Below are 23638 nucleotides of genomic sequence, written 5' to 3'. Positions count from 1 at the left end.
TTAATAATTTAAAGCGTCATCGACAGCTTCCATTGGTAAAATCAATCGGGTTACTGTTTGACCATGACGCCAGGCAACACGGGATAAGTTTATTGTCACATACCCTCTTTGATTTGGTGGGAGTGAAAGGTCACCCGGCAGAACAGTAGCATCATGTCTGGATCGATAGAAGGACGAATTATGAAGCTTATAGTGTCGCTCCATATTGAGAAGTAATGGCTCGTTCCAGTTGAAACCCTGACGCTGCTCGATTACCAGAGCCTCTGGGCGGGAGAGATTGTCTGAACCATACAACGAATGAATACGAGGCTGCTGAAGGTAATCGAGGCCTGTAACAGGGGATTCGAGAATGGTTGCCTCTAGACTAGGCGGAGTAACGCTGGTGTATGTATAGGTTGATAAGAATTTTGACTCGGTTATTCGATCTTCAACTTGTTTGAGGCGCAGCTTAGCAAAATCCAGATGAATTTGGAATTCACTGACCAGTAAGCTAATCACCTCACTTCTGTTCGCTGGCAGTTGCAGCTGTTCAATCATAAAGAACGGTATCATTGCATAAAGCGCGAATCGGTTTGCGTCGTTCTCTTGGGCTTCGCGAAACAATTCTGGCATCCAACGTTGATCACCAGAGTGACGGATGACATGACAAAGCTCGTGAAAAAAGATTTTTCGCTGCTCTATGTAGTCATCGCGCCTGTCAATAAAAATGACTTTATCCTCATTCTCACTAAATGGGCTATTGTCGCAATAAACGATATCTACACCGAAAATCATAGCGATCCTGTCTATATCAAGATCTAGTGGTTTAAGAACGCCATTAGCTCGGTACTGCTCCTCGATCCATTGTTCCATAGGGGTTTTAAAGTATTTGCAAAAATCCATGTTTCTACCTCCTGTACACGTACATATGTTCTATTTTTGTGTTAAAAGAAAAGCCATTGCTGGCTTGAAGTATTATTGTGATGCTCTTATGTTGAATGTTGAAAGGTTATTGTCTTCGATTTTAAACCTATATTTAAGACCATCTCTAACTGTGGCTCCATCAAAGTCTTGAAGGTTTATATCATCTTCTAGGAGCCTGATATCTTTCAAAATGCCCTGTGCATCTTCATAATTGTAAGTAATATTTGAAGTCATTATTAATGTCATAATGGCCGTCAATAGATTTTCACTATTTTCTTCGCTAAAGCCCTTATCTGCTATTAACATAACTTCTTCTATTTTCTTTTCTGAATTTAATGTCCCAACCATGCTTATATGCTCAGTGAAGGTATAGTTAAATGCTTTTGATTCCATTTTCAGACTGGTTATGTGTAGAAAATCAGTTTTATAACCATCCGTTATCGTGTTGAATGCTGATGTGAATTCGGTAGGGCTGACTCCAATTAAATAGTTTAGTTGCTCTTGATTTATTTCATCCGATGTAGCATCTATTTGTCTTGAGCCATCTTCTTTTGAGGAGACATCTTCTTGTGCTTCTTCAATTGTTTTATCATTCTGAGAAGAACCAATCTCGTACGCCCCTATAAAAAATAATGCAAGGAACAGTAATGCAAGAAAAAATCTTTTTTTTGCGTTATTTTTCTTTTTATACAGTGCCACCGATCCCATAACACAAGCTGATAGAAAGCCTATGAGACCTAGTATTAGAAAAGCGTAACCCATTATTAAATGCTCCAATGTCATTTCCTCATCGGCTGAGGGATTTGCTTATTCATTCTGTTTTTTGGCTTGTTCTGCAGCACGTTCTTTCATTTCCCGATAACGTATTAAAGCTGCTTCCATTTCGTCAAGTTCATCCGGAGTGTATTTGTCAGGGCCGCCGTAAAAGGACATGTTTGTTTCGAATTTTGGTATATCCCTTCTACCCAATAAATAATCGGTATCAACATCAAGGGTATCAGCTAACGCAACAAGAGTTTCATCTGATGGGCTGCTGTGTCCATTTTCATAGTTACTTATTGCCGATTTTGTCATTTTAATTTTTAAGGCAAGTTCCTCTTGAGTTAGTTTTCTTATCTTCCTCCATTTGGTAAGTCGATCTCCTCGGAACAATATTAGCCCTCCCCTAAATGAAAAGTACAAGTATATTGTACATTTATAATCTTTGAAAATAAATAAAGTACATGAAACTTGTATTTGTATGTTGACATACACTAAACTTGTACTTTATAATCAACTCACAAGTACAAGGTTAGTGTACAAATGAGGTGAGGACATGAGAAATGAATCCTTGACACAGGCTCGAAAGAGGAAGGGTTTCACTCAGGAGGGACTTGCAGAATTGATGGGTTATTCAAAAGCAAGTGTAAGTAACTGGGAGAACGGTTATTCAAATCCTTCACTTTCGGATGCGTTCAAGGTATCTGAAATTCTTAAAGAGGACATAAACACACTTTTTTCTGGCCTGAAAGTACAATTTCAGTGTACAGAGGAAGAAATCTCAGATAAGGAGGTGGGGTAAGGACAAGTAAAACTAAGAACGCTCACCTCTTCCTAAATGTGATATGGACAACAACCATTAAGTTAATCAGCGAGGGGGGTGAACCATTTTGGAAATTAAAGATATTCGTGAAATTAAGGAAACACGGAAGGTCGAAGAAGTTAACCAACTGATTGCGCAGGGTTGGACTCTTGATTACCGGGAACATGGCCAAGGCTACTCCCGGTATGTGCTTATCAAAATCAAATAAGGGGGGACTGGTGTGGAGAATCCAAAAGGTATCGAATACACAGCTACCTATGAGCCGGACATGAGCAAAATGGTCAAAGCTTTACAGATCGTTAAGGAGGCACCGCTTCCGAATCGACCAGAGGAAGTGCAGAATGAGCGGGATACCGCATGAGAGAAACCCGCCGAGCTGTACCGGCAACGGCGGGTGGGGGATACGGCAAGGGGATTTGCTTAACAACATCATACATCATGCCTCTGTCCGATAGCATCCCATAAAACGGACAAAGGAGAGCGAAATCAATTGGCAATCGGACAATTTGGACCAGCACTACAAGAAGTGCTTAAACGCGCTGGAGAAAACCGGCATAGCGCTGGAAAAGTAGTTAACGTCGATGCTTCTCAAATCGGGAAAATTGTAAAAGGAACCCGCAAAGCTTCAAAACCAGTGATGAAAGCGGCAGCTCAGCACTACGATGATGGACAACTTTATCTTGCAGCTGCTGCTGAAGTGACCGGTGGTGCGTCAGTTCCTTGGCTTGATAACGTTGATCTACATCCCAGTTCAACCCATATCAAAACGATAGAAGAGGTTCAGGAAGCTCTACAAGCATTGTTGAAACTCCCGATTACAAAGAGTCTTGAACAGCTTACTCGCAGTGATCGGGAGCAAATCAAAAATGGAATCATGGAACAGCTTGAGGCGATAACAGCTCTTTCCCATAATACTGCGGTTCTTTGCCGCAAATATGATTTTTCCTACACTGGGTTGTGGAATGAGCACCGAGCGGAATTGAAATCAAAAAGATACTTGAAATGAGGGATTACTTTGGAAAGAGAGCAGTTGGTTGCTGAGGCAAGGGAAGCAGGTCAACATGCAGTACATAACCTGCAGATGATCCGGAAGAACCCGGAAAGGATGTTGCCCGGAAAGGTTGAAAACGCAGAGGAATATCTGAATAACATGATTCGATTTGCGGAAATGGAAATGAAAAATGACCGCCTGGCGGGGCAGTCACTTGGTTTGAAATCTCGGTTAGAGAATCTCTTGATGTCCATTTTAACCCCGAAGCGTGAAAAGCGCAAGGAGGGGGCGGCGTGACGGAGCAGCAGATAAGAAACTTTGGTCAGGCACTGGCTGAACGTTTTAAACAGGTAAGCGATGAAAAGGTCGCCGCAGAAAGACTGTTCCGCGAATCACTTTATTCTCTATTATCAACTCGCTTTGAGGTTCTGGAGCTGGAGCGGAAACGGGATATTGCCCAAGCTACTTATGAAACATGGGACGAGGTCACCGGAAATCTACCTTCAGAGATTCAAAGCGCCTTTACAGAACACTACCAAAAAATAAATTCTCCGGAGGCTTAACTATATGAAATCTACTGGAATTGTACGCAAAATTGACGAGCTTGGACGTATAGTGATCCCGATTGAATTACGTCGCACTATGAACTTGGAGATAAAGGACCCTGTGGAGATTTTTGTTGACGACGACAAGATTATCTTCCGCAAATATGTGCCGGGCTGCGCGATCACTGGAAGCCAAGAAGATTTGGTTCCGTTTGAAGGGAAGCTTTACAGCCGCGCGATCATTCAGCAAATGGCAGCCGCTGCTGGCATTCAGTAGGACAAGCAAGGGCTTCGGCCCCTGTCTTGGAGTATCGGAGCTTAGAAGTAACCTTCCTCCCTCCGGTATTCCAAGATGCGGCTGACGCATCAAGTACATATGAAAGGAGGCAGCGTATGCAAGTCATTCAGAGATTGACAGTGGTAAGTAATCCGACTCGTATTTTTGAAGTTGGTACGGAAGTGGATGGCCGGGAAGTAATTGAGATCCGGCAGGTTGGTGTGAATTACGAAGAGCATGTTCATTCCGAATTTCATGTTGAAGATGAAAATGGTGACTTAATCGCAAGCGTGGAGAATGCACCAGTCATACTTGACTGGAAAAACATTGTTGAGCACGATGCTCCTACTCCCTTATTAGAAAAATAAAAAATGACCGCGGGCAGGCGGCCATCTTAGTTCTTTGACAATTGAATATATTCTCGCCCCCATTTTAGCAGGTGGGGGCGCATTACACAAGAGGAAGTGTTTGGAATGTCAACTGCCTTTTCTGCTGACATCAGTGGTCAGCGCATCGAGGTTGGAATTAAACCTCCTACTAATTACTCTCCGTCGGTGCTTACTATCCGGCAACAATCCGGAACATTCCAACTGCATGCCGATCCTGATCAGCTTGCAGAAGTGGAGTATGCTATCCGCTCTTATCTGGATAGCATCAAATACCCGCAGCCGGTTACTCCGGCAGCTAAGGAGGGAATCGCTTGAAACGTATCGTTCTGGAGCGCTTGACGCTCCGTAATTTCAAAGGAATCAAGGAATTTGATGTTCCGGCCAATGGTCGGGATATTGACATTTTTGGAGATAACGCCACAGGCAAGACCACGATATTCGACGGTTTCTTGTGGCTCCTGTTCGGTAAGGACAGCGAGAATCGCACAGAACAGAAATTCGAGATTAAAGAGCTGAATTTGGTCGGCATGGTTCAGCAGCACAAACTGGAGCACGAAATTGAAGGCTCGCTCCTGGTGGATGGCACCCGGCGGATATTCCGGAGGGTGTACGCCGAGAAGTGGACGAAGAAACGTGGCGCGCCAGTTGAGAGTTTTGAGGGTCACACTACTACGTATTATGTTGATGGCGTTCCACTCAGCATGCGGGAGTTCCAGGCTGAGGCCGACACCATCATCAAGGAAGATTTGTTCAGGTTGCTAACCAGCCCTTCATATTTCAATGGAGTGTTGAAGAAGGAGGAACGCCGCAAGGTGCTGCTGGAGGTTTCCGGCGATCTTACGGATGCTGAGGTCATTCACGACAACCACTTGCTGGCCGAGCTGCCTGCAATCCTGGCAGGGCGGGAGATGGAAGCCCATAAAAAGATAGTGGCCGCCCGCAGTGCCGCCATTAACAAGGAGATTAAGGAGCTGCCGGTGCGGATCAGCGAAGTTCAGCGGCAGATGCCAGATGTCGCTGGATTGGATGAGGAATCGCTCCGGGAAGACATCGCCACGCTGCGTGGTCGCATTGAAGCACGGGAGGCGAAAGTCTCTCGTATCCTCTCCGGGGGGGAGGTTTCGGTAAAGGAAAAGCGGCTTCGGGAAATCGACGCCGAGCTGTTGGACATTAAAAACCGTCTACAGTCGGCTGTGCTGGATCAAGTGGCCATCAAACGTGATGAAGTTAATCGGCTCCATCTGGAGATGGATAAATACCGTCGGACGGTGGAGGACAAGCAGCAGCGTATCAAACAAAACGAACGGATGGCGGCAGGGCGCCGGCAGGAAGCTGAACGTCTCCGGGCTGACTTTGCAGCATTAAAAGAAGAAGTCTTTGAACATCACCATGATGAAAGCTGCCCGACCTGTGGCCAGGCTCTGCCAGCGGAACAGGTACAAGCTGCTCATGACAAGGCGTTGGCCGACCATAACCAGCGCTTGTCTGAACGCAAGGCCCGGATTAATGCTGACGGGAAAGCAGCGGTTGCTGATGCTGAGAAATTTGAACAGGAGACCGTTCGGCTACAGGGTGAGATTGATCAATTAAGTGATGCACTTGCCACCCTGCAGGGAGAGATCAGTGCCGCTGAAACGGAGCTGAGCGAACTGCGCGCAGGCGTGAAAGACCCGGCTGCCGATCCGGAATATGCCGGCAAGCAAGCGGAAGCTGCCCGACTCCAGCAAGAGATTACAGAACTGCGCCAATCCAGCCAAGCCGCCGCTTCAAACGTCAGGGAAGAGATCACACGGCTCCGGCAGGAAGTTGCAGACTTAGAGCATGATTTGGCCAAATTCGATGGCATCCGGCGGGCGCAGCAGCGTATCACGGAGCTGGAGCAGCAGGAGAGTAGCCTGGCCGCTGAATATGAGCGCCTGCAGCACGAACTGTTCCTTTGTGAAGAGTTCACCCGCACTAAGGTCAATCTGCTGGATGCCAAAATCAACAGCAAGTTCAAGCTTGCCCGGTTCCGGTTGTTCGAGGAACAGGTAAACGGTGGGCTTAAAGAGACATGCGACACGCTCTACAAGGGAGTACCGTACGAAGGCGGGCTGAATAATGCCGCCCGGATTAATGTCGGCTTGGATATCATCAACACGCTGAGCACTCATTACGGATTCTCAGCTCCGATCTTTGTTGATAACGCTGAGGCAGTAACCAAGCTGATCGGAACGGATGCCCAGGTGATCCGCCTGGTTGTAAGTGAAGCAGATAAGAAGCTACGCATTGAGACGGTATCTATACAGGAGGCGATTTAATTGTTCGACGTACAGAAAAGCATCATAGCACAGAAAAAATACTGTCAAGAAAATCAAGCGCCACACTTTGCCCCAGAGTCAGGTAACTGCTGGAGCTGTCATAGAAACATCTATGCTTCGTTCGAACGCACTGGATGGAATGGGGGTACGTATACAAGCGGAATCACGGTCGAAAAGGCCGGCTCTGAATTGGTTACGGGTTGCCCTCATTGCAACCGGTCATACTGCGATTAATACACAGGAGGCGATTTGATTGAGTACAGGTAATCAAGTGACAATTATTCAAAAGGACATCACCGATGATGTTAATCGGAGCCTTACACGGTTGCAGGATGACGGGTTGATCTTGCCTCTGAATTACAATGCGAGCAATGCGCTAAAAAGCGCCTTCTTCAAGCTCCAGGAGGTACAGGATAAGAATGGCAAGCCTGCGCTGGAGGTATGTACGCGGGAATCTGTCGCAAATGCGTTGCTAGATATGGTTGTGCAAGGTCTAACCCCGGCCAAGACACAATGTTACTTTATCGTGTACGGCAGCAAGCTTCAGCTTAATCGCTCCTATTTTGGGACACAGGCTGTGCTTAAACGTTTGTCCAACGTAAAGGATATTTGGGCAAACGTGATTTATAAGGGTGATGTATTTGAGTATGAAGTTGCTGGCGGACGCGAAAAATTGGTCAAGCACGAAACCAATTTTGAAAATCGGGACAATGAGATGCTGGGAGCCTACGCCGTGGTCAAAACGCTCGAAGATGAAGAAATCCTTACGGTTATGACTCGAAAGGAAATTGATGCCTCCTGGAGTCAGTCCAAAACAGGACAAGCCGTACACAAAAAGTTTCCGCAGGAAATGGCGAAGCGGACGGTGATCAATCGCGCGGCCAAGGCTTACATCAATACGAGTGATGATAGTGATCTGTTGGTCGATGCCATTTATCGGTCGACAGAAAACGAGTATGACGAGCGTGTTGATGTGACTACTGAAGAAGTCAAATTAGAGATTGCAGAGCATGCGAACAGAGAAGTGATTGATATCAAACCGGATGCTACTCCACCTTCAACGAAACAACAGCCGGCACCACGTACAAAGCAACCTGTCGATGACCCTCATGGTTTTGCTGCAGATGTTCCTCCTAAGGAACAAGAGTTGGATTTTTAATGATAGACATCCAAAGCCTCGGCTCCAGCAGCGCCGGTAATGCCTACCGAATATCGGACGGCCACACCGCGCTCCTGCTTGAAGCCGGTTTTCCTTATAAGTCGATTCAGCGGGCCTTGCAGTTCCGAATGACGGACATTGCCGGGTGCCTGATTACACACGAGCACGGCGATCACAGCCGGGCGGCGGCGGACATCATGCGCGCCGGTATCCCAGTGTATACCAGCCGCGGGACGGCGGATGCACTTGGCTTGTCCGGGCACCGCCTGCGCGCCGTGGTGGTGCTGGAGCCGTTCACGCTTGGCACTTGGATAATCATGGGTTTCGGCGTAGAGCACGACGCAGCGGAGCCGCTGGGCTGGCTGCTGGCGAATCAGGACGGCGATAAGCTTCTCTTCCTGACGGATAGCTATTACTGCCGGTACAAGTTCCAAAGACTCACCCACATTATGATTGAGTGCAATTATTCCATTGACATCGTAAATCGCCGGGTACTGGCGGGTGAGCTTCATCCAGCGCAGAAAAAGCGGCTGCTCCGCTCTCATTTCAGCCTGGAGCATGTAAAGGATTTTCTGAAAGCCAATGATACCCGCGGTGTGGAGGAGATTTGGCTGCTCCATTTGTCTGACGGCAATAGTGACGCTGAGCTGTTCAAACGCAAGATCATGGAGCTTACTGGAGCAGTCGTCCAGGTGGCCTACCGATGAACGGTCCACTCGGAGAGCGTATTTGGAAAAGCATGATAGGCGAGCGGTTATGGGCCTTACGCCCAGTCGATGAAGAGGCATTCAAAAGAGAGGTGCGAGATTATTACGCTCGAGGCAATCCTGGCTTTCGGGTGATCAAAGCAGCCTATCCCTATATTTACATTCAAGACGATAGGGGGCCTGAACAATGAACGCGGTGCAGCAACTTGATCTATTTGCGCTTATTGATTCACCGAAACCAAAGGCTCCAGAACTCAATGGAATGTACTACGAACGGGCCACTGGATTATTCGTCTCATTTGTACGAGGACGACGGCATTACGAAGTCTCTTGGGGACAATGCCTGGGAGATAAGAGCTGGAAAGAAAAAACGAAGAGGGAGCGCGCCATATGAACGAACTGGATAGTAGAAAGGTCTTATTCGATCAGTTGGAATCATCACTGGAGGACGCATACAAACAAGGGCCTGACGGTATCATTGAATATTTAAAAGCCTTGTCGTATTCACTTGGGGCTCAGGTGGCCATTGTGAGTAAGCCAGAACACATTCCAGATATGATCAACGAGGTAATGACGACTTTTGGCCAAGGACTGCAATCTGGAATGCTGGAGCTTCACGGTCTGAACGGCAAATTTAAAGTACATGTCAATGGTGTAATTAGGACCTAATCCTTACACGCTATATAGAACCATTCGCAATATTAGGCAGGGGATGATTGAATGCCCGAAGGCAGTTACCCGTTTCCAACATACTCAGGGCTTTTGCAGCCACAACATTACAAACAAATAGGCAGCGCGATATGGCTTTTCCTGTGGTGTATAAGCTCCACGACAGCGGAGAAGGAGAGAGAGGGAACTGTCTGGGGCATCGTCCTCGGGAACAAGCCTATCCGGATTAATGAGCTTGAAGAGACCTTTGAGGTAAGCAACCGCACTATCCGTTCTTGGATCAAAACACTCGAGGATTATGGTTACATACGAGTGACAAGAGCACCATATGGCCTCATTTTCAGTGTTAAGAACTCTAAAAAGTATCAAAACAGATCGGCAGAAAACTTCCACTCTGATATTGGAGATCGGCAGAATGTTGCCACTCTGAATGATAGTGATAGGCAGAATATTGCCGATCACGCGGCAGAAAACTGCCGATCTAATAAAGATATTATAAAGACTTTGATTGATAGATGGATTGATGGCTTGGAAGAAGATGATCAAAAAGAGTTGAGTTCAAGGTCCGGGGTTCTTTCCACCGCTGTGGGTGCCGTCTCCACAGGCAAAATAGACTTTGATAAACCGACAGTCGAACAGCGTGTCCTTCAAATCGAGAAGTATTACATGCAGCGCAACGGGCTACTCAGTCCCGTTCCTACCGATTGGGAACATGTTCGTGAGATTGCGAACGAGGCCATGCCGCTGGATCTCGTATACTTTTTCATCGATCTGGCAATTGCCCGGAAGAAAGCTAAACGGAGGAGACCTTCGGACAAGATCCGGACGTTCTCGTATTGCAAAACCGTGATTTATGGCTGCTGGGATGAATTGTCCTCATTTCTTGAGCGGTACCTAACTCCCCCCGCGCCTTCACAGCGGGGAACAGTCGCCCTGGGAGTCTCAAGAGAGCGTCGGAAAAGCCACCGGCAACAAGAGATCGACGAGCTTGAAAAGTTCATCGAGGAGGAGAAAAAGCGTGGAAGTGGTTGAAATTGCTCAGCTTTACCGAGAGATCAAGAAGCATTTCCCGTTTTTTGATGCTTCTGTCGAAAAGGTGAAAGCAGATTATAAATATCTCAAAGATTTTCCGGCAGAAACAGCCCAGGAGAATATTGATCGCTATATTCTGACTGAAACGGTAGAGCCCAAGATTGCAAATATTCGTGGTCGGTTGGGTGATTTGCAAGATAGCCAGCGCAGCAAGGAAGCTGCTGCACAACATTTTGCCAATCTCGATGAGTGGAGTTCTAGCGATAAACCACCACCTGAGGGTTACTGGGAAGTTATGAGAAAGAAGCTTCGAGGTGAAACGGATGCTTGATCGTGACGCCTTTCTAGCGGTGACGGGAATTGAAATGCCGGTCGATCTGCAGGCTGAGCAGGCAGTGTTGGGTGCTGTCATGCTCAACCAAGCTGCCTATGATGCTGTAGCAGATATCCTGCAGGGTGGCGAGTTTAGCGATGGCGGACACGCCCGGATATACAGGGCGATGCGTCGTCTCAGTGATGCCGGTCAGCCGATAGATTTGGTCAGCTTAACCTCTCAACTCCAGGACAGCGAGGAACTTGATAAGGTCGGCGGGGTTAGTTATCTGGCCAAGATGGCGCATGCGGTGCCAACAACAGCCAATGTTGCTTACTACGCCGAGCGGGTGCAGGAGATGTTCCTGCGGCGCCAAGCGATTGATGTAGCCCTCGATTTGCTCCAGAACGCTGGTGAAGAACAGGATGTAAAAGGCTTTGTGGCAATGGCTGAGACGGCTGTATCCAAGCTTTCTGACCAGACAGTTCCAGTGCGTGAGTTTGTTGGAATCAAGGATGTGTTAATGCAAGTCTGGGAAGAGGCTGAGCAACGGTACAATGTCCGAGACATAAACCGCGGCATCACAGGTATTGAGTCCGGCTTCGCAGACCTGGATAAGATGACTGCCGGCTTCCAGAAAAACGACTTAATAATCGTGGCAGCACGGCCATCAGTCGGTAAAACGGCGTTTGCACTGAATATTGCTCAAAATGTCGGAGTACGGGCGAAGGAGAATGTTGCTATTTTCAGCTTGGAGATGAGCGCTGCGCAACTTGTTCAGAGAATGATCTGTGCTGAAGCTCAGATCGATGCAAGCCGCATGAGGACAGGACGCTTTGAGGAAGATGACTGGGAGCGCATGGCTTTAGCTGTCAGTGCACTTTCCGAGGCAGATCTTCACATTGATGATACGCCAGGTATTACGGTGAATGATATCCGCGCCAAGTGTCGGAGGTTGAAGAAGGAAAAGGGCCTCGACCTGATCGTCATCGACTATTTGCAGCTCATTCAGGGGCGCGGACAGCGAGGAACCAATCGACAGGAGGAGGTATCCCAAATCAGCCGAACCCTGAAGCAAATCGCCCGGGAGCTTGAGGTGCCAGTCATCGCACTATCTCAGCTCAGCCGTGGAGTTGAGCAGCGTCAGGACAAGCGTCCAATGATGAGCGACCTTCGGGAGTCAGGCGCGATTGAGCAGGATGCCGACATCGTAGCGTTCCTCTACCGCGACGATTATTACGACAAAGGAACTGAAAAAAAGAACATCATTGAGGTCATCATTGCCAAGCAACGTAACGGCCCGGTGGGGACCGTCGAACTTGTCTTCATGAAGAATTTCAATAAATTTGTCAACTATGAGCAGGCGCAAACGGACCAACCACAGCCGCCTGCGGGGAATCTAAAAAATATGGACAAGCGAAAATGGGCTTGAAGGAGAGGATCGGGATGAAACAGGGGAAGCGGCCGACCAGGAAACAGAAAATAATGTTGGCAGGTCTTGATCGGGTAGACCCGAAAAGCTGGCTGATAGAGCGAGACACACCTGAAGAACTGGTTTTGGTTAGTCGTAAGACGGGCAAGCCCAAGACGATCAAAAAAGGTGTGTAATGAGCAGGCGTAATTATTGGCACGTTTATAACTGGCTGCGCCGGCATTATATCGCCACGGGTGCAGTAGCGGAGCGCATGGATCTCCTGGAAGAGTTCGCGGAGCTGGAGTCCGGAGAGATTGACGAAGGCGTTGCAGAATTTGAGCTTGCGATCGGCAAGCGGAAACGGGAGGCGGTACAGGATGGCAAAAAGCACACGTAAACCCATTGATCCAATCTTCCAGCAGCGACATTCCTTTTCTGTATGGGGTGACGGTGGTCAGCTGGCTGGGACAGTGTTTGTACTCGATCCTGGAATGCTTCCGCGTAAGCGAAGAAGGGGGCGTCGAAAGAATGATAGAGTTTACGGTTCTCGGAGAGCCAGTCGCACAAGGTAGGCCGAAATTCAGTACCGCCGGGGGATTCCCGCGGGCTTATGATCCGGCTAAGTCCCGGGATTACAAAGATTACGTTCGGCTGGCGGCGCGAGAGTTTGCGCCGGCTGCACTGCTGGAGGGCGCTCTTGGGATCGCAGTGATAGCCTACCGTTCGACTCCGAAGAGCTTCAGCCAGAAAAAGACAGCAGCGGCTGAGCGTGGTGAAATCCTGCCAACAACTAAGCCGGATGCAGACAACTACCTGAAAGGGGTGAAGGATGCTCTGAAGGGCATCATCTGGAAGGACGACAGTCAGGTTGTGGATGCATTTGTTAAGAAGCGGTACAGCTCAAAGCCGCGGATTGAAATTAAAATTAAGCAACTCCAATAAAATCAGAGGGGACGGGATCGCAATGATTAGGGATTATGCGAAATTTAGCGCAACGGTAGCAAAGGGGATTAAGGTCGGAGATACGGAGGTTGAGATTAAACTGCTGCTTCCGCTGAGAGTCATGCAGGAGAATTTCCTGTTTCTAAGCAGCAATCAAGGGGAGAAGATCAATGTCTTCATGGGCGATCCGCAAGCTGCCTTTGATTTTGACGAAGATGACGGTGATATCTTCCGGGAAGTAACCGGTCGCCGTGTGACTACCGATGCTTCCGGTGTTGTGGTGGACATTGAAAAGCGGGAAGGCGACGATCCAAATCAAGCCAATTTGTTTGATCAGCAGGAAGTCTCGGACAGTGAACAGCTTGATGTTGATGAAGGGGAAGGCTCGCCGGATCAGGCCGAGGGTGACGAGCAGCAAGAAGGAGAACCAGGCAGCGAGGAAGAGCTTGGTGACGATGGATTGAAGCCGGAATGGTTAGAGGAGCAATCTGACGGCCAGTCTGACGAAGTTGTAGAAGAGGGTTCCGAAGAAGAGCAAGACCCCGAAGGTGCAAGTATTCCGGAAGAAGTGAGTAAGGAAGCGCTGGAAGCCTTTATTCTGACCAATCGGCCAGTTTATGACGACATCGAAATTGACGGCACACCTATTCTATTTCCCGAGCTGCTGCAGGAGCGCTTGGATCTGAAGAAGACCTGGAAGGAAATTGCCCAGGAGAAAGAGGTTAGCCCATCTGTGTTATCCGCCAAGTGGGGCGCCTACAAGAAGCGGGTTGAGAGAAAAATGAAGGATGGCGGAGGAGCAGCGTAAGCTGCTCTTCTCTTACAAAGGAGGAGCTGGCGATGCAAACGGGCTTGAACAATCTAACTAGGGAGCATTACGAGACCCTGCTCAGCATTCACGCCGAAGTCGTGTTGGAGGCTGCCATTGAGAAACGGCTGCGACGGTTAATCGACCAGGCACTTGATCAGGGGGATGAGGCAGCATTTCGGCTCTATGCGGCCGAAATGGCTGGGAAGCGGAAGGATGAGGAACATGAATGAACAGGAGCGCCGGCGCATTTTTCAGAAAGTGAAGTCGATGTCGAATACGAAATTTTGGAACTGGATGAACTTCGTCCATTCCCGGGCCTATGCCAAGGCCCAGCAGCATTACGAGGAAGCGATGGGGATCGTCCTGCAGCCGAAGCAGGCTGCGGCAGTGACGGCAAAGGCCAGAGAGATACGGGAAACCTGGGACGGCATGGCCACGATAACGATGGGTGAAACGGAAGGTGCAGAACTCAAATCGGTAGGGGGATGAATATGAGGAACACTATGGGGGATCTGAATAATCACTTATTTGCTCAATTAGAGCGACTGAGCGATGAGGAACTGACCGGAGAAAAATTAGCGGACGAGATCAGTAGAGCAAAGGCAGTAACAAGTGTTGCTTCTCAGATTATCGCAAACGGATCTCTGGTGTTGGACGCCATAAAGCTGGCTGACGACAAGATGAATGCTAATACAGCTATCCCTAAGATGCTGGAGGGATGATCGATGTTTCGATTCACTTCTGAGCAAAAGGAGTATATTCGTACCCATATACAGGGACGGTATGTCTTGGAACTAACCGCATTATTTAATACGAATTTCGGCGTCGAGCTGCAGCCTTCGCAAATGCGAGCCTTTATCAAAAATAACGGCTTGAAGAGCGGCATCGATGCCCGGATTAAACCGGGCAACATTCCACCCAATAAAGGCAAGAAGAAGCTATGGGCCGGTGGTGAAGCTACTCAATTCAAGAAGGGTCATAAGCCTCACAATTATGTTCCTGTAGGATCCGAGAGGGTTAACGGGGATGATTATGTCGACATCAAGATTGCCGACCCTAATAAGTGGCGTGGGAAGCACCTGATCATTTGGGAGCAGCACTGCGGGCGCACCGTTCCGAGGGGACATGCCATTATATTTGGAGATGGGGACAGGCGAAACTTCGATCCAGATAACTTAATCCTTGTTACCCGCGGGCAGTTGGCCATCATGAATAAAAGAGGACTCATCCAAAAGGATTCTAAACTCACGCGGAGCGGCGTGATTCTGGCCGATATTATTCAGAAAATCGGAGAAAGAAAGCGGAACAGCAGTTAATGGAAAGGAGCTTAATGTAATGGAGCATGATGATGAACTGATTGAAATGCATTTGCGGGAAGGTCGGCTTACCGAACATCAGGCGGAAATCGTGCGCGCATATCTTCTGTGCGAAGACCTGAGTAGAACGGCCAAGGCAACCGGAACCAGCTATACTTCAACAGCCTCGACCTTGAGCCGGCTGAAGAGCATTGGAGTATTGGAGAAGAAAGGCAGCCGTTCCCCGTACAAGCTTCGTGAGAATGTTGCGGAACCGGCAGTTTCAGAGAAACATGAAGTCAACCGGCTCTCGGTTCAGACAGATATCCGGATCTCAGATTTTGAGTGTAATTGGATGATTGAACATTATCCCAAACTTAAGCATAAGCGTGGAGCCGCCGCAGCTGCGCTGGGCTGTGATCGATGGAGAGTGTGTCAACTGGCCATAGCTTTGAAGCTGGATCAAAAGAATGCTTCATCCAGATAGGAGGAATTGGTCATGACCAGCGGGCCATTAACGAACAGGCAGAAACAGACACTCGAACTAATAAAAGGCTTTATCGCTCAAAAGGGCTATGCCCCATCTGTTACCGAGGTGGCAGATCTCCTTCAGTTAAAGTCACGTTCCACTGCTCACTCACTTGTTGAGCAGCTTGTAAGGAAAGGATATCTCACTAAGACAGAAAATGAGGTCCGGACACTGCGGGTAGTTGGGGAAGAAGACAGAGGTTCACTCGAGTCATATGAAGCTTTGCGGGAAGAAAATCTGCGGTTGTTGCAGGAGAATGCGGAGCTGAGGGAAAAGCTTGCGGATTTTGAGAATCGATAATATGCGAAGACCCCCATTACCTTGGCGGGGCGGGGGTCGAATCTCTTACCTTCATTCGAATTATACCACGAGTGAGGGGATTATCATGGGGAAAAGCGACAAATTAGCAATCCAACTGGCTTTTGACATCCTCCCGATCGACGAAACAGAGACCCGTCGCAGGGTGGAGGAATACTTAGAAACAGTCCGTGTGTACCGACAGATTGGATTTGTACGACGCCAGGCGGCACTTACGGCCAGTACGGAGCCGCGGTATCATGGATCAACAAATGCAATTAGCCGGACTACGGAAAATATAGCAGTATGGAACACAGACAGGGAGGCGGAACTGGAGCGACAGTCAATGCTGCTGGATCTGGCAATGGGGCGACTTAAGAAGGCTGAGCGGGAAATCATACAGTTGCGTTACCTGGAGCATGAGGATGAGTATGATTCAATACTGTGCGGCGAACTGGGAATGAGCGAACGTAAGTATCGGCGGGTAAAATCCAGAGCTATTTATATACTGGCTTGTGCATTAGGCCTTGAAATTTTAATAGAATAAATATATAGAGTAGCTAGTAAAAAAGCACTAGCTATTCTTTTTTATTTGAACTACTGTATTCATATCCCAACAATGATGATTTGTTGGTTCATAAGGAGGGGTAATATGGATTTAATAACTCAAAATTTATTAGGATCCTTTAGAAAGGAACAAGGTTTTTTAGAAGATATTGATGTTCCAACTTTATTTGAGCATTTTGCAAATTACTGTGTAGCGGCAAGTGAATATGACGAAGATTTCGAACTTGAAAGCATCAGTGTAGCTGGTGGGAATGATCTCCAATTAGATGGAGTAGTAGTGCTAGTCAACGGTGTCATAATCAATTCTATTGAAGAAGTTGATGAACTAGCTAGGATAAACCGATACGTTGAAGCAGAATTTATTTTTGTCCAAGCTAAATCAGGCAGCGATTTTAAAGGTTCCGAAATCTCTGATATGTATTTTGGTATCAGAGAATTATTTTCAACAGAGGCTAAAATGCCAAGAAACGAGTTACTAAGTGAAAAAGAAAAATGCATTAAACACATTTATACTAAAAGTGAATTATTCAAGCATGGAAATCCTGTAATAAAAATTTATTACGTCTCAACAGGAAAATGGGCTGAAGATTCTCAATTAATAACACGAATCAGAACGGGTAATGAGTCACTAGAAGAATTGTCGATATTTGGCCAAGTTTTATTTACTCCAATTGATGCTAGGGGACTGCAACAATTATTCAGTAAAGCAAAAAACAACTTAACAAAAACATTTATATTCTCAAATAGAGTTACTCTCCCGCAAATAAATAGTATTAGAGAATCTTATTTGGGCTACGTTTCTGCTAACGAATACATAAATTTGATTTCAGATGAAAATAATAATTTGATTCGTTCACTTTTTACTGAAAATGTACGGGATTTTCAAGGTGATAATCCAGTTAATAACGAGATAGACAGCACTTTAAAGACGGACGAAAAAGAAGCTTTCGTTGTTTTGAATAATGGTGTAACAATAGTAGCGGAGGATCTAAAGATAACTGGCGATAAGTTTTCTTTGACTGGTTACCAAATAGTTAATGGCTGCCAAACAAGTCATGTTTTATTCAACAATAAAGATTCTATAGACGAATCCGTTCAAATTCCACTAAAGCTGATCATAGCCCCTGATTCAACTATTAAAAATAAAGTTACCAAAGCAACTAACAGACAAACTCCAGTGAAAATTGAGGAACTCTCTGCTCTAACCGATTTTCAAAAACATCTTGAGGAATTCTACTCAGCAATTACTGATAGACACAAACTATACTATGAGAGAAGATCGCAACAATTTCGATCGGATGCTGGGATAGAGAAAATACGGATTGTTACAGTATCTTCACAAATCCGTTCATTCGCTGCTATGTTTTTAAAGCGTGCTCATCAATCAAGTAGATATTATGGAACACTTTTGAAAGATGTCGGAAGTAGAGTCTTTGTTGAAGGGCATCCACCTATTGCTTATTATATCGCCTCGTATACTTTATTTAGGATCGAATGGTTTATGAGAAGAAATCAAGTGGACAATATATATCGACCTTTTAAATATCACTTAATGGGAATTATACGCATGCAAATTCTAGGTCCAGATCTTCCCGAAATGAAGGCAAATAGATTTGTTAGAAGTTGTGAAAGAATACGAGATATTTTATGGAATGATGAAGAGTGTTTAACAGCAATACATAATGGATGTGAGCTGTTGAATCGGATTCTAGAGGGTGATTTGAACAGGGACAACGCTAAAGACTCTACTATTAGTGACAAAGCTGCAGAATTACTAAGGAACTAAATAAAATTGGCCGCTTTTCGACCGGCTTTTGACCGCACAATGGCCGTTCATTAGGCTTTAAGCATGATATATTTGTAATGTGGAAATAAGGCGAGAGTTACACGCACGGCCGCACCTGCGGCACTTAACCGGGGCGTATCTCCTCTCGCTTTTTCTATTTCGAATAATGATCTAGGATCATACCGCCGATCAATCCAATTGAAAGGACGATTACTATTCGTATCACTGCCTTTTTAATAAGTTCTCGCAATACATCGTCTCCTCAAACTCATTTTTTACAGTATAATCCACTAACCGATATGTGGATATGAAAGAGTTAGAGATTTTGAGGATTTTAGAGTCAGCGTAGCAGGAAAGGTTTGAAATCGTCTCTGGCGCTTTTGACTTCGATCTCAGCAGCTCTGTAAAATGGTCTTGTTCTCCTTTGTAACAAAGTTCGTAAAGATTCTAAGCAAAGAGCGTAGCGCATTTGCTGCGGATGCAGAGCGGACGCCGTTCTATAGATCAGACTCATTGCACGATTGAACAGAATACATATTCGGAAGTCGCTCATTATTGGGCGGCTTTTTTATATTGGGGGAATTAATTTGAAGAAGAAGCAACAGCAGCGGCGTTTAAAAGATCCACCTCAGCAGCCGGCTAAGTGTAAGGGCTGCATATGGGGCAGATGGGAAGGAACTGCACAGTTTTGTGGCAGGGTGAAATGTCAGAAGGAAAATACTTCCTAGATGTCGAAATGTGATGTTGAAAGGAGGGGGATTTATGAAGAAAAAAATTGTGCTAATATTTGGAGCTGTATTCCTACTAGCGGCATGTGTACAGTTCTTGTTTCTTGATGGCTTTGAAATGAGTGATATGAAGAGTCTTAATATTAATGTAATGGTAAGCATTCTGTCTATATTGGCAACTGTCATTATAATCGATAATTTGGTTAAAAAACATGAAACCAAAAAGAGACTCGAAGATTATTACTCAATATTAGGTAGAAGTCACGATGTGTTTTTTAATAAACTGAAACAGCCGTATATTCAGATCATTACCAAGGAGCCTAAAGAAATAGAATTAGATGAATTGTTAAGGGATTTGAGCGTATACATTGATGGAGACTTTATAAGGAAAAAAATAAAAGTCCTTCACCTGAATCCTACTAGTATATTTGAATCCAAGGAAATTGAAATAGGTTATTTTGAATTTTTAACTGGTTTTAAAAAAACGATAGATCATGAAATTACATTATATCTGAATAGATATGCTTCAATTATCCCGACAGAAGTAATGAACCATATTTGTAAAATAAGCGAGATATTAAAAGATAACATGCTGGTCAGTCCTTCAGATTTCGGTATTACTGACCAATCGTTTAACGCCAATACAGCGAAATTCGAGCCAAAACAATTTATTGATGTTTTTGAAAGTTTAGGCAGCGAGATATCAGCTTTAAGGAAAATTAACTATTAAGCACCTACGGGTGCTTTTTTTTATGCTCTTTAATGGCCTTCTGTGAGCCGTTCTTAGGCTTTAAATGTAGGAGCGTGTTGTTAGGTGGTGGAGGGCGGAAAAGAGCAGGACGGGCCGATTCTCTTCGTCTCCCTCTAAGTTTCCACCTACCCCAAGATGAAAAACCAACTCAACACAAAAAAGGGCAAACCGTCATAGTCTGCCCTTTTTGCCTACTTCAAACGCTTGAATTTAACTACAGCTGTTTTACACGTGTAATACGCCGCGACCGCACTGCAGATAGCCGGTATTGTCGTACTTAGAATTATAGTAAACATCTTTTTCGCTCCCTTCCTGTTTAGTCACACTAACTATCGTTTTAGTAGTGGTTCCAGTTGGGATGTATTTCTGAGAATATTTATAAAGAGGAGGCATTCACTATGGACATCAGAATTATACCGATCAACCAGCTCAATGCAGCTGTCTATAACCCCCGCGTCGACCTTCAGCCAGGAGATCCGGAATACGAGAAGCTTCGCCGCAGCCTGGATGAATTCGGCTACGTTGACCCGATCGTGTGGAATGAGCAGACCGGCAACATGGTCGGTGGCCATCAGCGTTACAAAGTGCTGGTGACCGAGCAGGGCTGCACGGAGCTGACCGTATCGGTAGTCAACTTGGACCCGGAGCGTGAGCGGCTGCTAAATCTGGCGCTAAATAAAGTGTCTGGCCGCTGGGATGATGAGGCACTGGCGCAGCTGCTGAATGAGCTGCAGGAAGGCGGGGCGGATCTGGCGCTGTCCGGTTTTGATATAGGAGAAGCTGAGAGGTTAATCGCCGATTTCACGGAGCCAGCTGCTGATCTACTTGGTGACTTCCAAAACCGGGAGCTGGATGTGAGTGAATTTGATGAATCTCGATTTGACTGCAAGTGCCCGCGCTGCGGATTTGTTTTCGACCAGGAAGGTGCCTCATGAGTAGGCCAGCATGGGACTGGAGGCTATCAGACCTTGCTAGCGCGCCGAAGCATGGGAAGACGGTATTCTCTTGCTTCTCCTGTGGTGGCGGCTCCACAATGGGCTATAAGCTTGCGGGATACACTGTGCTCGGTAATGTGGAGATAGACCCACAGATGATGCGGATCTATCGGCAGAACCATAACCCGCGGTATCCGTTCCTTATGCCTATTCAGGATTTTAAGGCATTGCCGGATGCGGAGCTGCCGTCGGAGCTGTTCGACCTGGACCTCCTGGACGGATCACCACCGTGTAGCGTGTTCTCGATGTCTGGCAAGAGGAAAGATAAATGGGGAAGTGAACATCGTTTTAGAGAGGGGCAGGCCGTGCAACGGCTGGATGACCTCTTTTTTGATTTTTTGGATGTGGCAGAAAAGCTGCAGCCCCGCGTTGTCGTTGCAGAGAACGTTATTGGGATGATCCGCGGGCAGGCGAAAGGTTTTGTGAGCTTGGTCTTGTCCCGTTTCCGGGAGTTGGGTTATAAGCCACAGCTCTTTCATCTGAATTCAGCCACGATGGGCGTTCCTCAAAAGCGGGAACGTCTTTTCTTTGTGGCAGCCCGGGAAGATCAAGAATTCGCACCGCTTCGTTTGGATTTCAATGAACCACCTGTGTTATATCGGGATGTCCGGAGCGGTGAGGGGAAACCGTTGAATCCTTCGAAGAAAACTTACAATCGCTGGAAAAGGAAACGTCCAAGTGACCTGAGCATGGGGGACATTACTGAGCGAGAGAAGGGGAAGGCAAGCGATTATAACACGATCATCCTTAAAAATCAGAAGGTCTCGAATACATTGGCAAGCTCATCCTGGTTTCTTAGGTCAGATGAGCCATGCCGAATCAGTGATATGGATTCGATTCGGATTCAGACCTTTCCTAGCGATTATAATTTCATGGATGCAGATGTTTCTTATGTATGCGGAATGAGCGTTCCTCCATTAATGATGCACCGGATCGCTGAGCAAATTAATCTTCAATGGTTATCATAGCGATTTCACATAGCGTAAAGAATCGGTAATAACTTACAATAGACTCGAGTCTATTGTGAGGAGGATTTCTGTGAGTGAGATTGAGAAGGATCTAGGTAATACTTCAGGTGATTATTTACATTCTATTGCTAAGGCGGGATTAGCTGCTATACCCATTATTGGTGGAGGAGCTTCTGAATTGTTCTCATTATTAATAGCTCCCCCATTGTCGAAAAGGAGGGATGCATGGTTAATCAGACTGGCTGAAGGAATTGATGAACTGAGGGAGACTATTTCAGAATTTCAGATTGAATCGTTAATTGATAATGAAATTTTTGTTACGACGGTTTTACAAGCAACACAGGCAGCTTTACGTAATCATCATGAAGAAAAACTGACTGCGTTAAGAAATGCTGTGCTTAATTCCGCTGTAGGTATTGATATTGATGAAAGCATTCAGCTTATGTTTCTTAACCTAGTTGATTCAATGACCCCTTGGCATCTTCGTGTGTTGTTACTATTTCAAAATCCTGAAAAATGGTTTGAGGATAACCAGAGACAAGCGCCACAGTTTAGTATGGGTTCTCCAAAAGGAGTTCTTGAATCTGCATTTAATGAATTGAACGGAAAACGTTCATTTTATGATATTCTAGTCAAGGATTTAAATACACAGGGCCTTTTGGGAATAGATAGTCTACACACAATGATGACAGGTAGCGGGGCAATGGCACCAAGAACTACAGATTTTGGTAATTTGTTTATTTCATACATTACACCGCCTTATTAATTGAAATGAAGGCCGCACCGCCTGCTATACTTAGAGGCGGTTTTTCTTCTGCCCAAATTTAAAGGAGGACGCGCTAACGTCCTCCCCATCACCCAGGGTATCCCCCGGCTGAGACAGCGGCGCGCCACGCGTGGCATTCACAGTCATCCGCTGTCTCGTTTCCAAATATACACGGAAGCCGAGGGGAACGCAATGGGAACAAAAGATGAAGATTTATTGCAACAGTATGAGCTTGAAGTTATAGCCGGCATCTTGGAAAGCAAGGCACAATACCGCAAAATTGTTAAGGCTGGCATAGCCAAGTGGGTCAAGGACTTTCAAGACGGCCGGATTGAGATCAAGACGGTGGACGATCTGAAGAAGCTGATTGAGATAGATATTGAGCTGCAGAAGGACGAGATTTAATCGTCCTCCTTTAACGCTTCTTCAATAAATCTCAGGTGCTTCTTTTTGAGGTTGTTTTTTGTATGTTGAATTTGGGAATGCAAACTAAAGACAACAAAAACGAAGGAACAAACTAAGAGGAATTTAATATAAAACCCCATGCCGTTTGAGAAGTTAAGTAAATTGATTTGTACATTTTCAATCCATGAAGTTTGATCTTCTTGAAGAATTTTATTGTCTTTTAGGAAGCTTAGATTTGCTACAGAGATAGTAATTGTAACTGCAATAGCTGCTGTTGTAATAGATATCACTAATTTATGGAACATATCTATAATTTGAGTCATTGAGGTATTATTGTATTCCTCCGATTCAAGCTTTAATTTAAGTAAATTAAGGTTTTTCTTTGGGACTAGTTTATAGCGCTGGAGTAGCTCGTCAGTAGTATATAAATAACGCGATACTTTCTCGACCTTTATTTTTCTGTATGTATTGTTTAACATTCTTTTGAACAAGAAAAGATTGATATAATCCATCAATG

38 protein-coding genes are annotated in these 23638 nt (G+C 46.0%); 34 read left to right on the top strand and 4 right to left on the bottom strand.

The window, feature by feature from the left end:
- The 3 genes from NST99_RS20590 to NST99_RS20580 all read right to left on the bottom strand — a co-directional run bounded on the left by NST99_RS20590 (position 1) and on the right by NST99_RS20580 (position 2055).
- Entirely contained in the window at positions 1–882 is an 882-nt protein-coding gene (locus NST99_RS20590) for an ImmA/IrrE family metallo-endopeptidase (protein WP_341094085.1), read from the bottom strand.
- 72 nt (positions 883–954) lie between these two features.
- Positions 955–1680 (bottom strand): hypothetical protein, encoded by a 726-nt coding sequence (locus NST99_RS20585; protein ID WP_341094084.1) that lies wholly within the window; start codon positions 1678–1680, stop codon positions 955–957.
- A gap of 30 nt (positions 1681–1710) precedes the next feature.
- Positions 1711–2055, bottom strand: coding sequence for a helix-turn-helix domain-containing protein (locus NST99_RS20580; RefSeq protein WP_341094083.1), 345 nt, complete (start codon positions 2053–2055; stop codon positions 1711–1713).
- Between the two features lie 163 nt (positions 2056–2218).
- Here NST99_RS20580 and NST99_RS20575 point away from each other — a divergent pair, with 163 nt between their 5' ends.
- The 34 genes from NST99_RS20575 (at position 2219) to NST99_RS20410 (ending at position 23121) form a co-directional block, all read left to right on the top strand.
- Positions 2219–2464 (top strand): helix-turn-helix transcriptional regulator, encoded by a 246-nt coding sequence (locus NST99_RS20575; RefSeq protein WP_341094082.1) that lies wholly within the window; start codon positions 2219–2221, stop codon positions 2462–2464.
- An 88-nt stretch (positions 2465–2552) separates the two neighbouring features.
- Entirely contained in the window at positions 2553–2693 is a 141-nt protein-coding gene (locus tag NST99_RS20570; RefSeq protein WP_341094081.1) for a hypothetical protein, read from the top strand.
- Between the two features lie 12 nt (positions 2694–2705).
- The gene (locus NST99_RS20565; protein ID WP_341094080.1) at positions 2706–2846 is read left to right on the top strand and encodes a hypothetical protein; all 141 of its coding nucleotides are present in this window, start codon (positions 2706–2708) and stop codon (positions 2844–2846) included.
- 129 nt (positions 2847–2975) lie between these two features.
- Positions 2976–3491 carry an XRE family transcriptional regulator gene (locus NST99_RS20560; RefSeq protein ID WP_341094079.1) on the top strand — a complete coding sequence of 172 codons (516 nt, stop codon included), beginning with the start codon at positions 2976–2978 and terminating at the stop codon, positions 3489–3491.
- Positions 3492–3500: 9 nt separating this feature from the next.
- Complete coding sequence (locus NST99_RS20555) at positions 3501–3773, top strand: hypothetical protein (protein WP_341094078.1); 273 nt, start codon at positions 3501–3503, stop codon at positions 3771–3773.
- On the top strand, positions 3770–4039 hold the full coding sequence (locus tag NST99_RS20550; protein ID WP_341094077.1) for a hypothetical protein: 270 nt from the start codon (positions 3770–3772) through the stop codon (positions 4037–4039). The genes NST99_RS20555 and NST99_RS20550 overlap by 4 nt, the downstream gene beginning before the upstream one ends.
- 4 nt (positions 4040–4043) lie before the next feature.
- Positions 4044–4298: an AbrB/MazE/SpoVT family DNA-binding domain-containing protein gene (locus tag NST99_RS20545; protein ID WP_341094076.1), complete on the top strand. Its 255-nt coding sequence runs from the start codon at positions 4044–4046 to the stop codon at positions 4296–4298.
- 116 nt (positions 4299–4414) lie between these two features.
- The gene (locus NST99_RS20540; RefSeq protein WP_341094075.1) at positions 4415–4666 is read left to right on the top strand and encodes a hypothetical protein; all 252 of its coding nucleotides are present in this window, start codon (positions 4415–4417) and stop codon (positions 4664–4666) included.
- Positions 4667–4771: 105 nt separating this feature from the next.
- Positions 4772–5002, top strand: a complete 231-nt coding sequence (locus NST99_RS20535; protein ID WP_341094074.1) for a hypothetical protein — start codon at positions 4772–4774, stop codon at positions 5000–5002.
- Complete coding sequence (locus tag NST99_RS20530) at positions 4999–6987, top strand: hypothetical protein (protein WP_341094073.1); 1989 nt, start codon at positions 4999–5001, stop codon at positions 6985–6987. Before NST99_RS20535 ends, NST99_RS20530 begins: the two co-directional genes overlap by 4 nt.
- Positions 6988–7240: 253 nt before the next feature.
- Positions 7241–8146 (top strand): recombinase RecT, encoded by a 906-nt coding sequence (locus NST99_RS20525; RefSeq protein ID WP_341094072.1) that lies wholly within the window; start codon positions 7241–7243, stop codon positions 8144–8146.
- Positions 8146–8853: an MBL fold metallo-hydrolase gene (locus tag NST99_RS20520; protein WP_341094070.1), complete on the top strand. Its 708-nt coding sequence runs from the start codon at positions 8146–8148 to the stop codon at positions 8851–8853. Before NST99_RS20525 ends, NST99_RS20520 begins: the two co-directional genes overlap by 1 nt.
- Before the next feature lie 187 nt (positions 8854–9040).
- On the top strand, positions 9041–9247 hold the full coding sequence (locus NST99_RS20515; protein WP_341094069.1) for a hypothetical protein: 207 nt from the start codon (positions 9041–9043) through the stop codon (positions 9245–9247).
- Positions 9244–9522, top strand: a complete 279-nt coding sequence (locus NST99_RS20510; protein ID WP_341094068.1) for a hypothetical protein — start codon at positions 9244–9246, stop codon at positions 9520–9522. Before NST99_RS20515 ends, NST99_RS20510 begins: the two co-directional genes overlap by 4 nt.
- 51 nt (positions 9523–9573) lie before the next feature.
- The gene (locus NST99_RS20505) at positions 9574–10554 is read left to right on the top strand and encodes an HTH domain-containing protein (protein ID WP_341094067.1); all 981 of its coding nucleotides are present in this window, start codon (positions 9574–9576) and stop codon (positions 10552–10554) included.
- Positions 10541–10885 carry a hypothetical protein gene (locus tag NST99_RS20500; RefSeq protein WP_341094066.1) on the top strand — a complete coding sequence of 115 codons (345 nt, stop codon included), beginning with the start codon at positions 10541–10543 and terminating at the stop codon, positions 10883–10885. The genes NST99_RS20505 and NST99_RS20500 overlap by 14 nt, the downstream gene beginning before the upstream one ends.
- Positions 10878–12299, top strand: coding sequence for a replicative DNA helicase (gene dnaB, locus NST99_RS20495; RefSeq protein ID WP_341094065.1), 1422 nt, complete (start codon positions 10878–10880; stop codon positions 12297–12299). Before NST99_RS20500 ends, dnaB begins: the two co-directional genes overlap by 8 nt.
- A 14-nt stretch (positions 12300–12313) precedes the next feature.
- Positions 12314–12475: a DUF6906 family protein gene (locus tag NST99_RS20490; protein ID WP_341094064.1), complete on the top strand. Its 162-nt coding sequence runs from the start codon at positions 12314–12316 to the stop codon at positions 12473–12475.
- On the top strand, positions 12475–12678 hold the full coding sequence (locus NST99_RS20485; protein ID WP_341094063.1) for a hypothetical protein: 204 nt from the start codon (positions 12475–12477) through the stop codon (positions 12676–12678). The genes NST99_RS20490 and NST99_RS20485 overlap by 1 nt, the downstream gene beginning before the upstream one ends.
- Before the next feature lie 131 nt (positions 12679–12809).
- Positions 12810–13223, top strand: coding sequence for a RusA family crossover junction endodeoxyribonuclease (locus NST99_RS20480; RefSeq protein WP_341097708.1), 414 nt, complete (start codon positions 12810–12812; stop codon positions 13221–13223).
- Between the two features lie 22 nt (positions 13224–13245).
- Positions 13246–14031, top strand: a complete 786-nt coding sequence (locus tag NST99_RS20475; protein ID WP_341094062.1) for a hypothetical protein — start codon at positions 13246–13248, stop codon at positions 14029–14031.
- Positions 14032–14063: 32 nt separating this feature from the next.
- Positions 14064–14264, top strand: coding sequence for an IDEAL domain-containing protein (locus NST99_RS20470; protein WP_341094060.1), 201 nt, complete (start codon positions 14064–14066; stop codon positions 14262–14264).
- Entirely contained in the window at positions 14257–14523 is a 267-nt protein-coding gene (locus NST99_RS20465; RefSeq protein WP_341094059.1) for a hypothetical protein, read from the top strand. Before NST99_RS20470 ends, NST99_RS20465 begins: the two co-directional genes overlap by 8 nt.
- Positions 14524–14525: 2 nt before the next feature.
- The gene (locus NST99_RS20460; protein WP_341094058.1) at positions 14526–14756 is read left to right on the top strand and encodes a hypothetical protein; all 231 of its coding nucleotides are present in this window, start codon (positions 14526–14528) and stop codon (positions 14754–14756) included.
- 3 nt (positions 14757–14759) lie between these two features.
- Positions 14760–15350 (top strand): HNH endonuclease signature motif containing protein, encoded by a 591-nt coding sequence (locus NST99_RS20455; RefSeq protein WP_341094057.1) that lies wholly within the window; start codon positions 14760–14762, stop codon positions 15348–15350.
- Positions 15351–15369: 19 nt separating this feature from the next.
- Positions 15370–15816 carry a hypothetical protein gene (locus NST99_RS20450; protein ID WP_341094056.1) on the top strand — a complete coding sequence of 149 codons (447 nt, stop codon included), beginning with the start codon at positions 15370–15372 and terminating at the stop codon, positions 15814–15816.
- A gap of 12 nt (positions 15817–15828) precedes the next feature.
- Positions 15829–16158, top strand: a complete 330-nt coding sequence (locus NST99_RS20445) for a LexA family protein (protein WP_341094055.1) — start codon at positions 15829–15831, stop codon at positions 16156–16158.
- An 85-nt stretch (positions 16159–16243) separates the two neighbouring features.
- On the top strand, positions 16244–16702 hold the full coding sequence (locus tag NST99_RS20440) for an ArpU family phage packaging/lysis transcriptional regulator (protein ID WP_341094054.1): 459 nt from the start codon (positions 16244–16246) through the stop codon (positions 16700–16702).
- 105 nt (positions 16703–16807) lie between these two features.
- Positions 16808–18508: an AIPR family protein gene (locus NST99_RS20435; protein ID WP_341094053.1), complete on the top strand. Its 1701-nt coding sequence runs from the start codon at positions 16808–16810 to the stop codon at positions 18506–18508.
- Between the two features lie 762 nt (positions 18509–19270).
- Positions 19271–19966: a hypothetical protein gene (locus NST99_RS20430; protein WP_341094052.1), complete on the top strand. Its 696-nt coding sequence runs from the start codon at positions 19271–19273 to the stop codon at positions 19964–19966.
- A gap of 419 nt (positions 19967–20385) precedes the next feature.
- Entirely contained in the window at positions 20386–20922 is a 537-nt protein-coding gene (locus tag NST99_RS20425; RefSeq protein WP_341094051.1) for a transcriptional regulator, read from the top strand.
- A complete protein-coding gene (locus NST99_RS20420) occupies positions 20919–21950 on the top strand; it encodes a DNA cytosine methyltransferase (protein ID WP_341094050.1) in 1032 nt (343 codons plus the stop codon). The genes NST99_RS20425 and NST99_RS20420 overlap by 4 nt, the downstream gene beginning before the upstream one ends.
- Positions 21951–22020: 70 nt before the next feature.
- Entirely contained in the window at positions 22021–22716 is a 696-nt protein-coding gene (locus tag NST99_RS20415; RefSeq protein WP_341094049.1) for a hypothetical protein, read from the top strand.
- Positions 22717–22908: 192 nt separating this feature from the next.
- Complete coding sequence (locus NST99_RS20410) at positions 22909–23121, top strand: hypothetical protein (protein ID WP_341094048.1); 213 nt, start codon at positions 22909–22911, stop codon at positions 23119–23121.
- Here the strand turns inward: NST99_RS20410 and NST99_RS20405 are convergent.
- Positions 23118–23633 (bottom strand): hypothetical protein, encoded by a 516-nt coding sequence (locus tag NST99_RS20405; RefSeq protein ID WP_341094047.1) that lies wholly within the window; start codon positions 23631–23633, stop codon positions 23118–23120. The two genes, NST99_RS20410 and NST99_RS20405, sit on opposite strands and share 4 nt — an antisense overlap.
- Between the last annotated feature and the right edge of the window lie 5 nt (positions 23634–23638).

Source organism: Paenibacillus sp. FSL L8-0470 (assembly GCF_038008625.1).
In the GTDB taxonomy this organism is placed as follows: Bacteria; Bacillota; Bacilli; order Paenibacillales; family Paenibacillaceae; genus Paenibacillus_AQ.
This window is presented reverse-complemented; position numbering and strand designations above follow the sequence as displayed.

Bases quoted from the DNA above. Each gene is read 5' to 3' on its own strand.
- NST99_RS20590 (WP_341094085.1), bottom strand. From the start codon at position 882: ATGGATTTTTGCAAATACTTTAAAACCCCTATGGAACAATGGATCGAG.
- NST99_RS20575 (WP_341094082.1), top strand. From the start codon at position 2,219: ATGAGAAATGAATCCTTGACACAGGCTCGAAAGAGGAAGGGTTTCACT.
- NST99_RS20545 (WP_341094076.1), top strand. From the start codon at position 4,044: ATGAAATCTACTGGAATTGTACGCAAAATTGACGAGCTTGGACGTATA.
- NST99_RS20540 (WP_341094075.1), top strand. From the start codon at position 4,415: ATGCAAGTCATTCAGAGATTGACAGTGGTAAGTAATCCGACTCGTATT.
- NST99_RS20535 (WP_341094074.1), top strand. From the start codon at position 4,772: ATGTCAACTGCCTTTTCTGCTGACATCAGTGGTCAGCGCATCGAGGTT.
- NST99_RS20520 (WP_341094070.1), top strand. From the start codon at position 8,146: ATGATAGACATCCAAAGCCTCGGCTCCAGCAGCGCCGGTAATGCCTAC.
- NST99_RS20515 (WP_341094069.1), top strand. From the start codon at position 9,041: ATGAACGCGGTGCAGCAACTTGATCTATTTGCGCTTATTGATTCACCG.
- NST99_RS20510 (WP_341094068.1), top strand. From the start codon at position 9,244: ATGAACGAACTGGATAGTAGAAAGGTCTTATTCGATCAGTTGGAATCA.
- NST99_RS20505 (WP_341094067.1), top strand. From the start codon at position 9,574: ATGCCCGAAGGCAGTTACCCGTTTCCAACATACTCAGGGCTTTTGCAG.
- dnaB (WP_341094065.1), top strand. From the start codon at position 10,878: ATGCTTGATCGTGACGCCTTTCTAGCGGTGACGGGAATTGAAATGCCG.
- NST99_RS20490 (WP_341094064.1), top strand. From the start codon at position 12,314: ATGAAACAGGGGAAGCGGCCGACCAGGAAACAGAAAATAATGTTGGCA.
- NST99_RS20485 (WP_341094063.1), top strand. From the start codon at position 12,475: ATGAGCAGGCGTAATTATTGGCACGTTTATAACTGGCTGCGCCGGCAT.
- NST99_RS20480 (WP_341097708.1), top strand. From the start codon at position 12,810: ATGATAGAGTTTACGGTTCTCGGAGAGCCAGTCGCACAAGGTAGGCCG.
- NST99_RS20475 (WP_341094062.1), top strand. From the start codon at position 13,246: ATGATTAGGGATTATGCGAAATTTAGCGCAACGGTAGCAAAGGGGATT.
- NST99_RS20470 (WP_341094060.1), top strand. From the start codon at position 14,064: ATGCAAACGGGCTTGAACAATCTAACTAGGGAGCATTACGAGACCCTG.
- NST99_RS20465 (WP_341094059.1), top strand. From the start codon at position 14,257: ATGAATGAACAGGAGCGCCGGCGCATTTTTCAGAAAGTGAAGTCGATG.
- NST99_RS20460 (WP_341094058.1), top strand. From the start codon at position 14,526: ATGAGGAACACTATGGGGGATCTGAATAATCACTTATTTGCTCAATTA.
- NST99_RS20455 (WP_341094057.1), top strand. From the start codon at position 14,760: ATGTTTCGATTCACTTCTGAGCAAAAGGAGTATATTCGTACCCATATA.
- NST99_RS20450 (WP_341094056.1), top strand. From the start codon at position 15,370: ATGGAGCATGATGATGAACTGATTGAAATGCATTTGCGGGAAGGTCGG.
- NST99_RS20445 (WP_341094055.1), top strand. From the start codon at position 15,829: ATGACCAGCGGGCCATTAACGAACAGGCAGAAACAGACACTCGAACTA.
- NST99_RS20440 (WP_341094054.1), top strand. From the start codon at position 16,244: ATGGGGAAAAGCGACAAATTAGCAATCCAACTGGCTTTTGACATCCTC.
- NST99_RS20435 (WP_341094053.1), top strand. From the start codon at position 16,808: ATGGATTTAATAACTCAAAATTTATTAGGATCCTTTAGAAAGGAACAA.
- NST99_RS20430 (WP_341094052.1), top strand. From the start codon at position 19,271: ATGAAGAAAAAAATTGTGCTAATATTTGGAGCTGTATTCCTACTAGCG.
- NST99_RS20425 (WP_341094051.1), top strand. From the start codon at position 20,386: ATGGACATCAGAATTATACCGATCAACCAGCTCAATGCAGCTGTCTAT.
- NST99_RS20420 (WP_341094050.1), top strand. From the start codon at position 20,919: ATGAGTAGGCCAGCATGGGACTGGAGGCTATCAGACCTTGCTAGCGCG.
- NST99_RS20410 (WP_341094048.1), top strand. From the start codon at position 22,909: ATGGGAACAAAAGATGAAGATTTATTGCAACAGTATGAGCTTGAAGTT.
- NST99_RS20405 (WP_341094047.1), bottom strand. From the start codon at position 23,633: ATGGATTATATCAATCTTTTCTTGTTCAAAAGAATGTTAAACAATACA.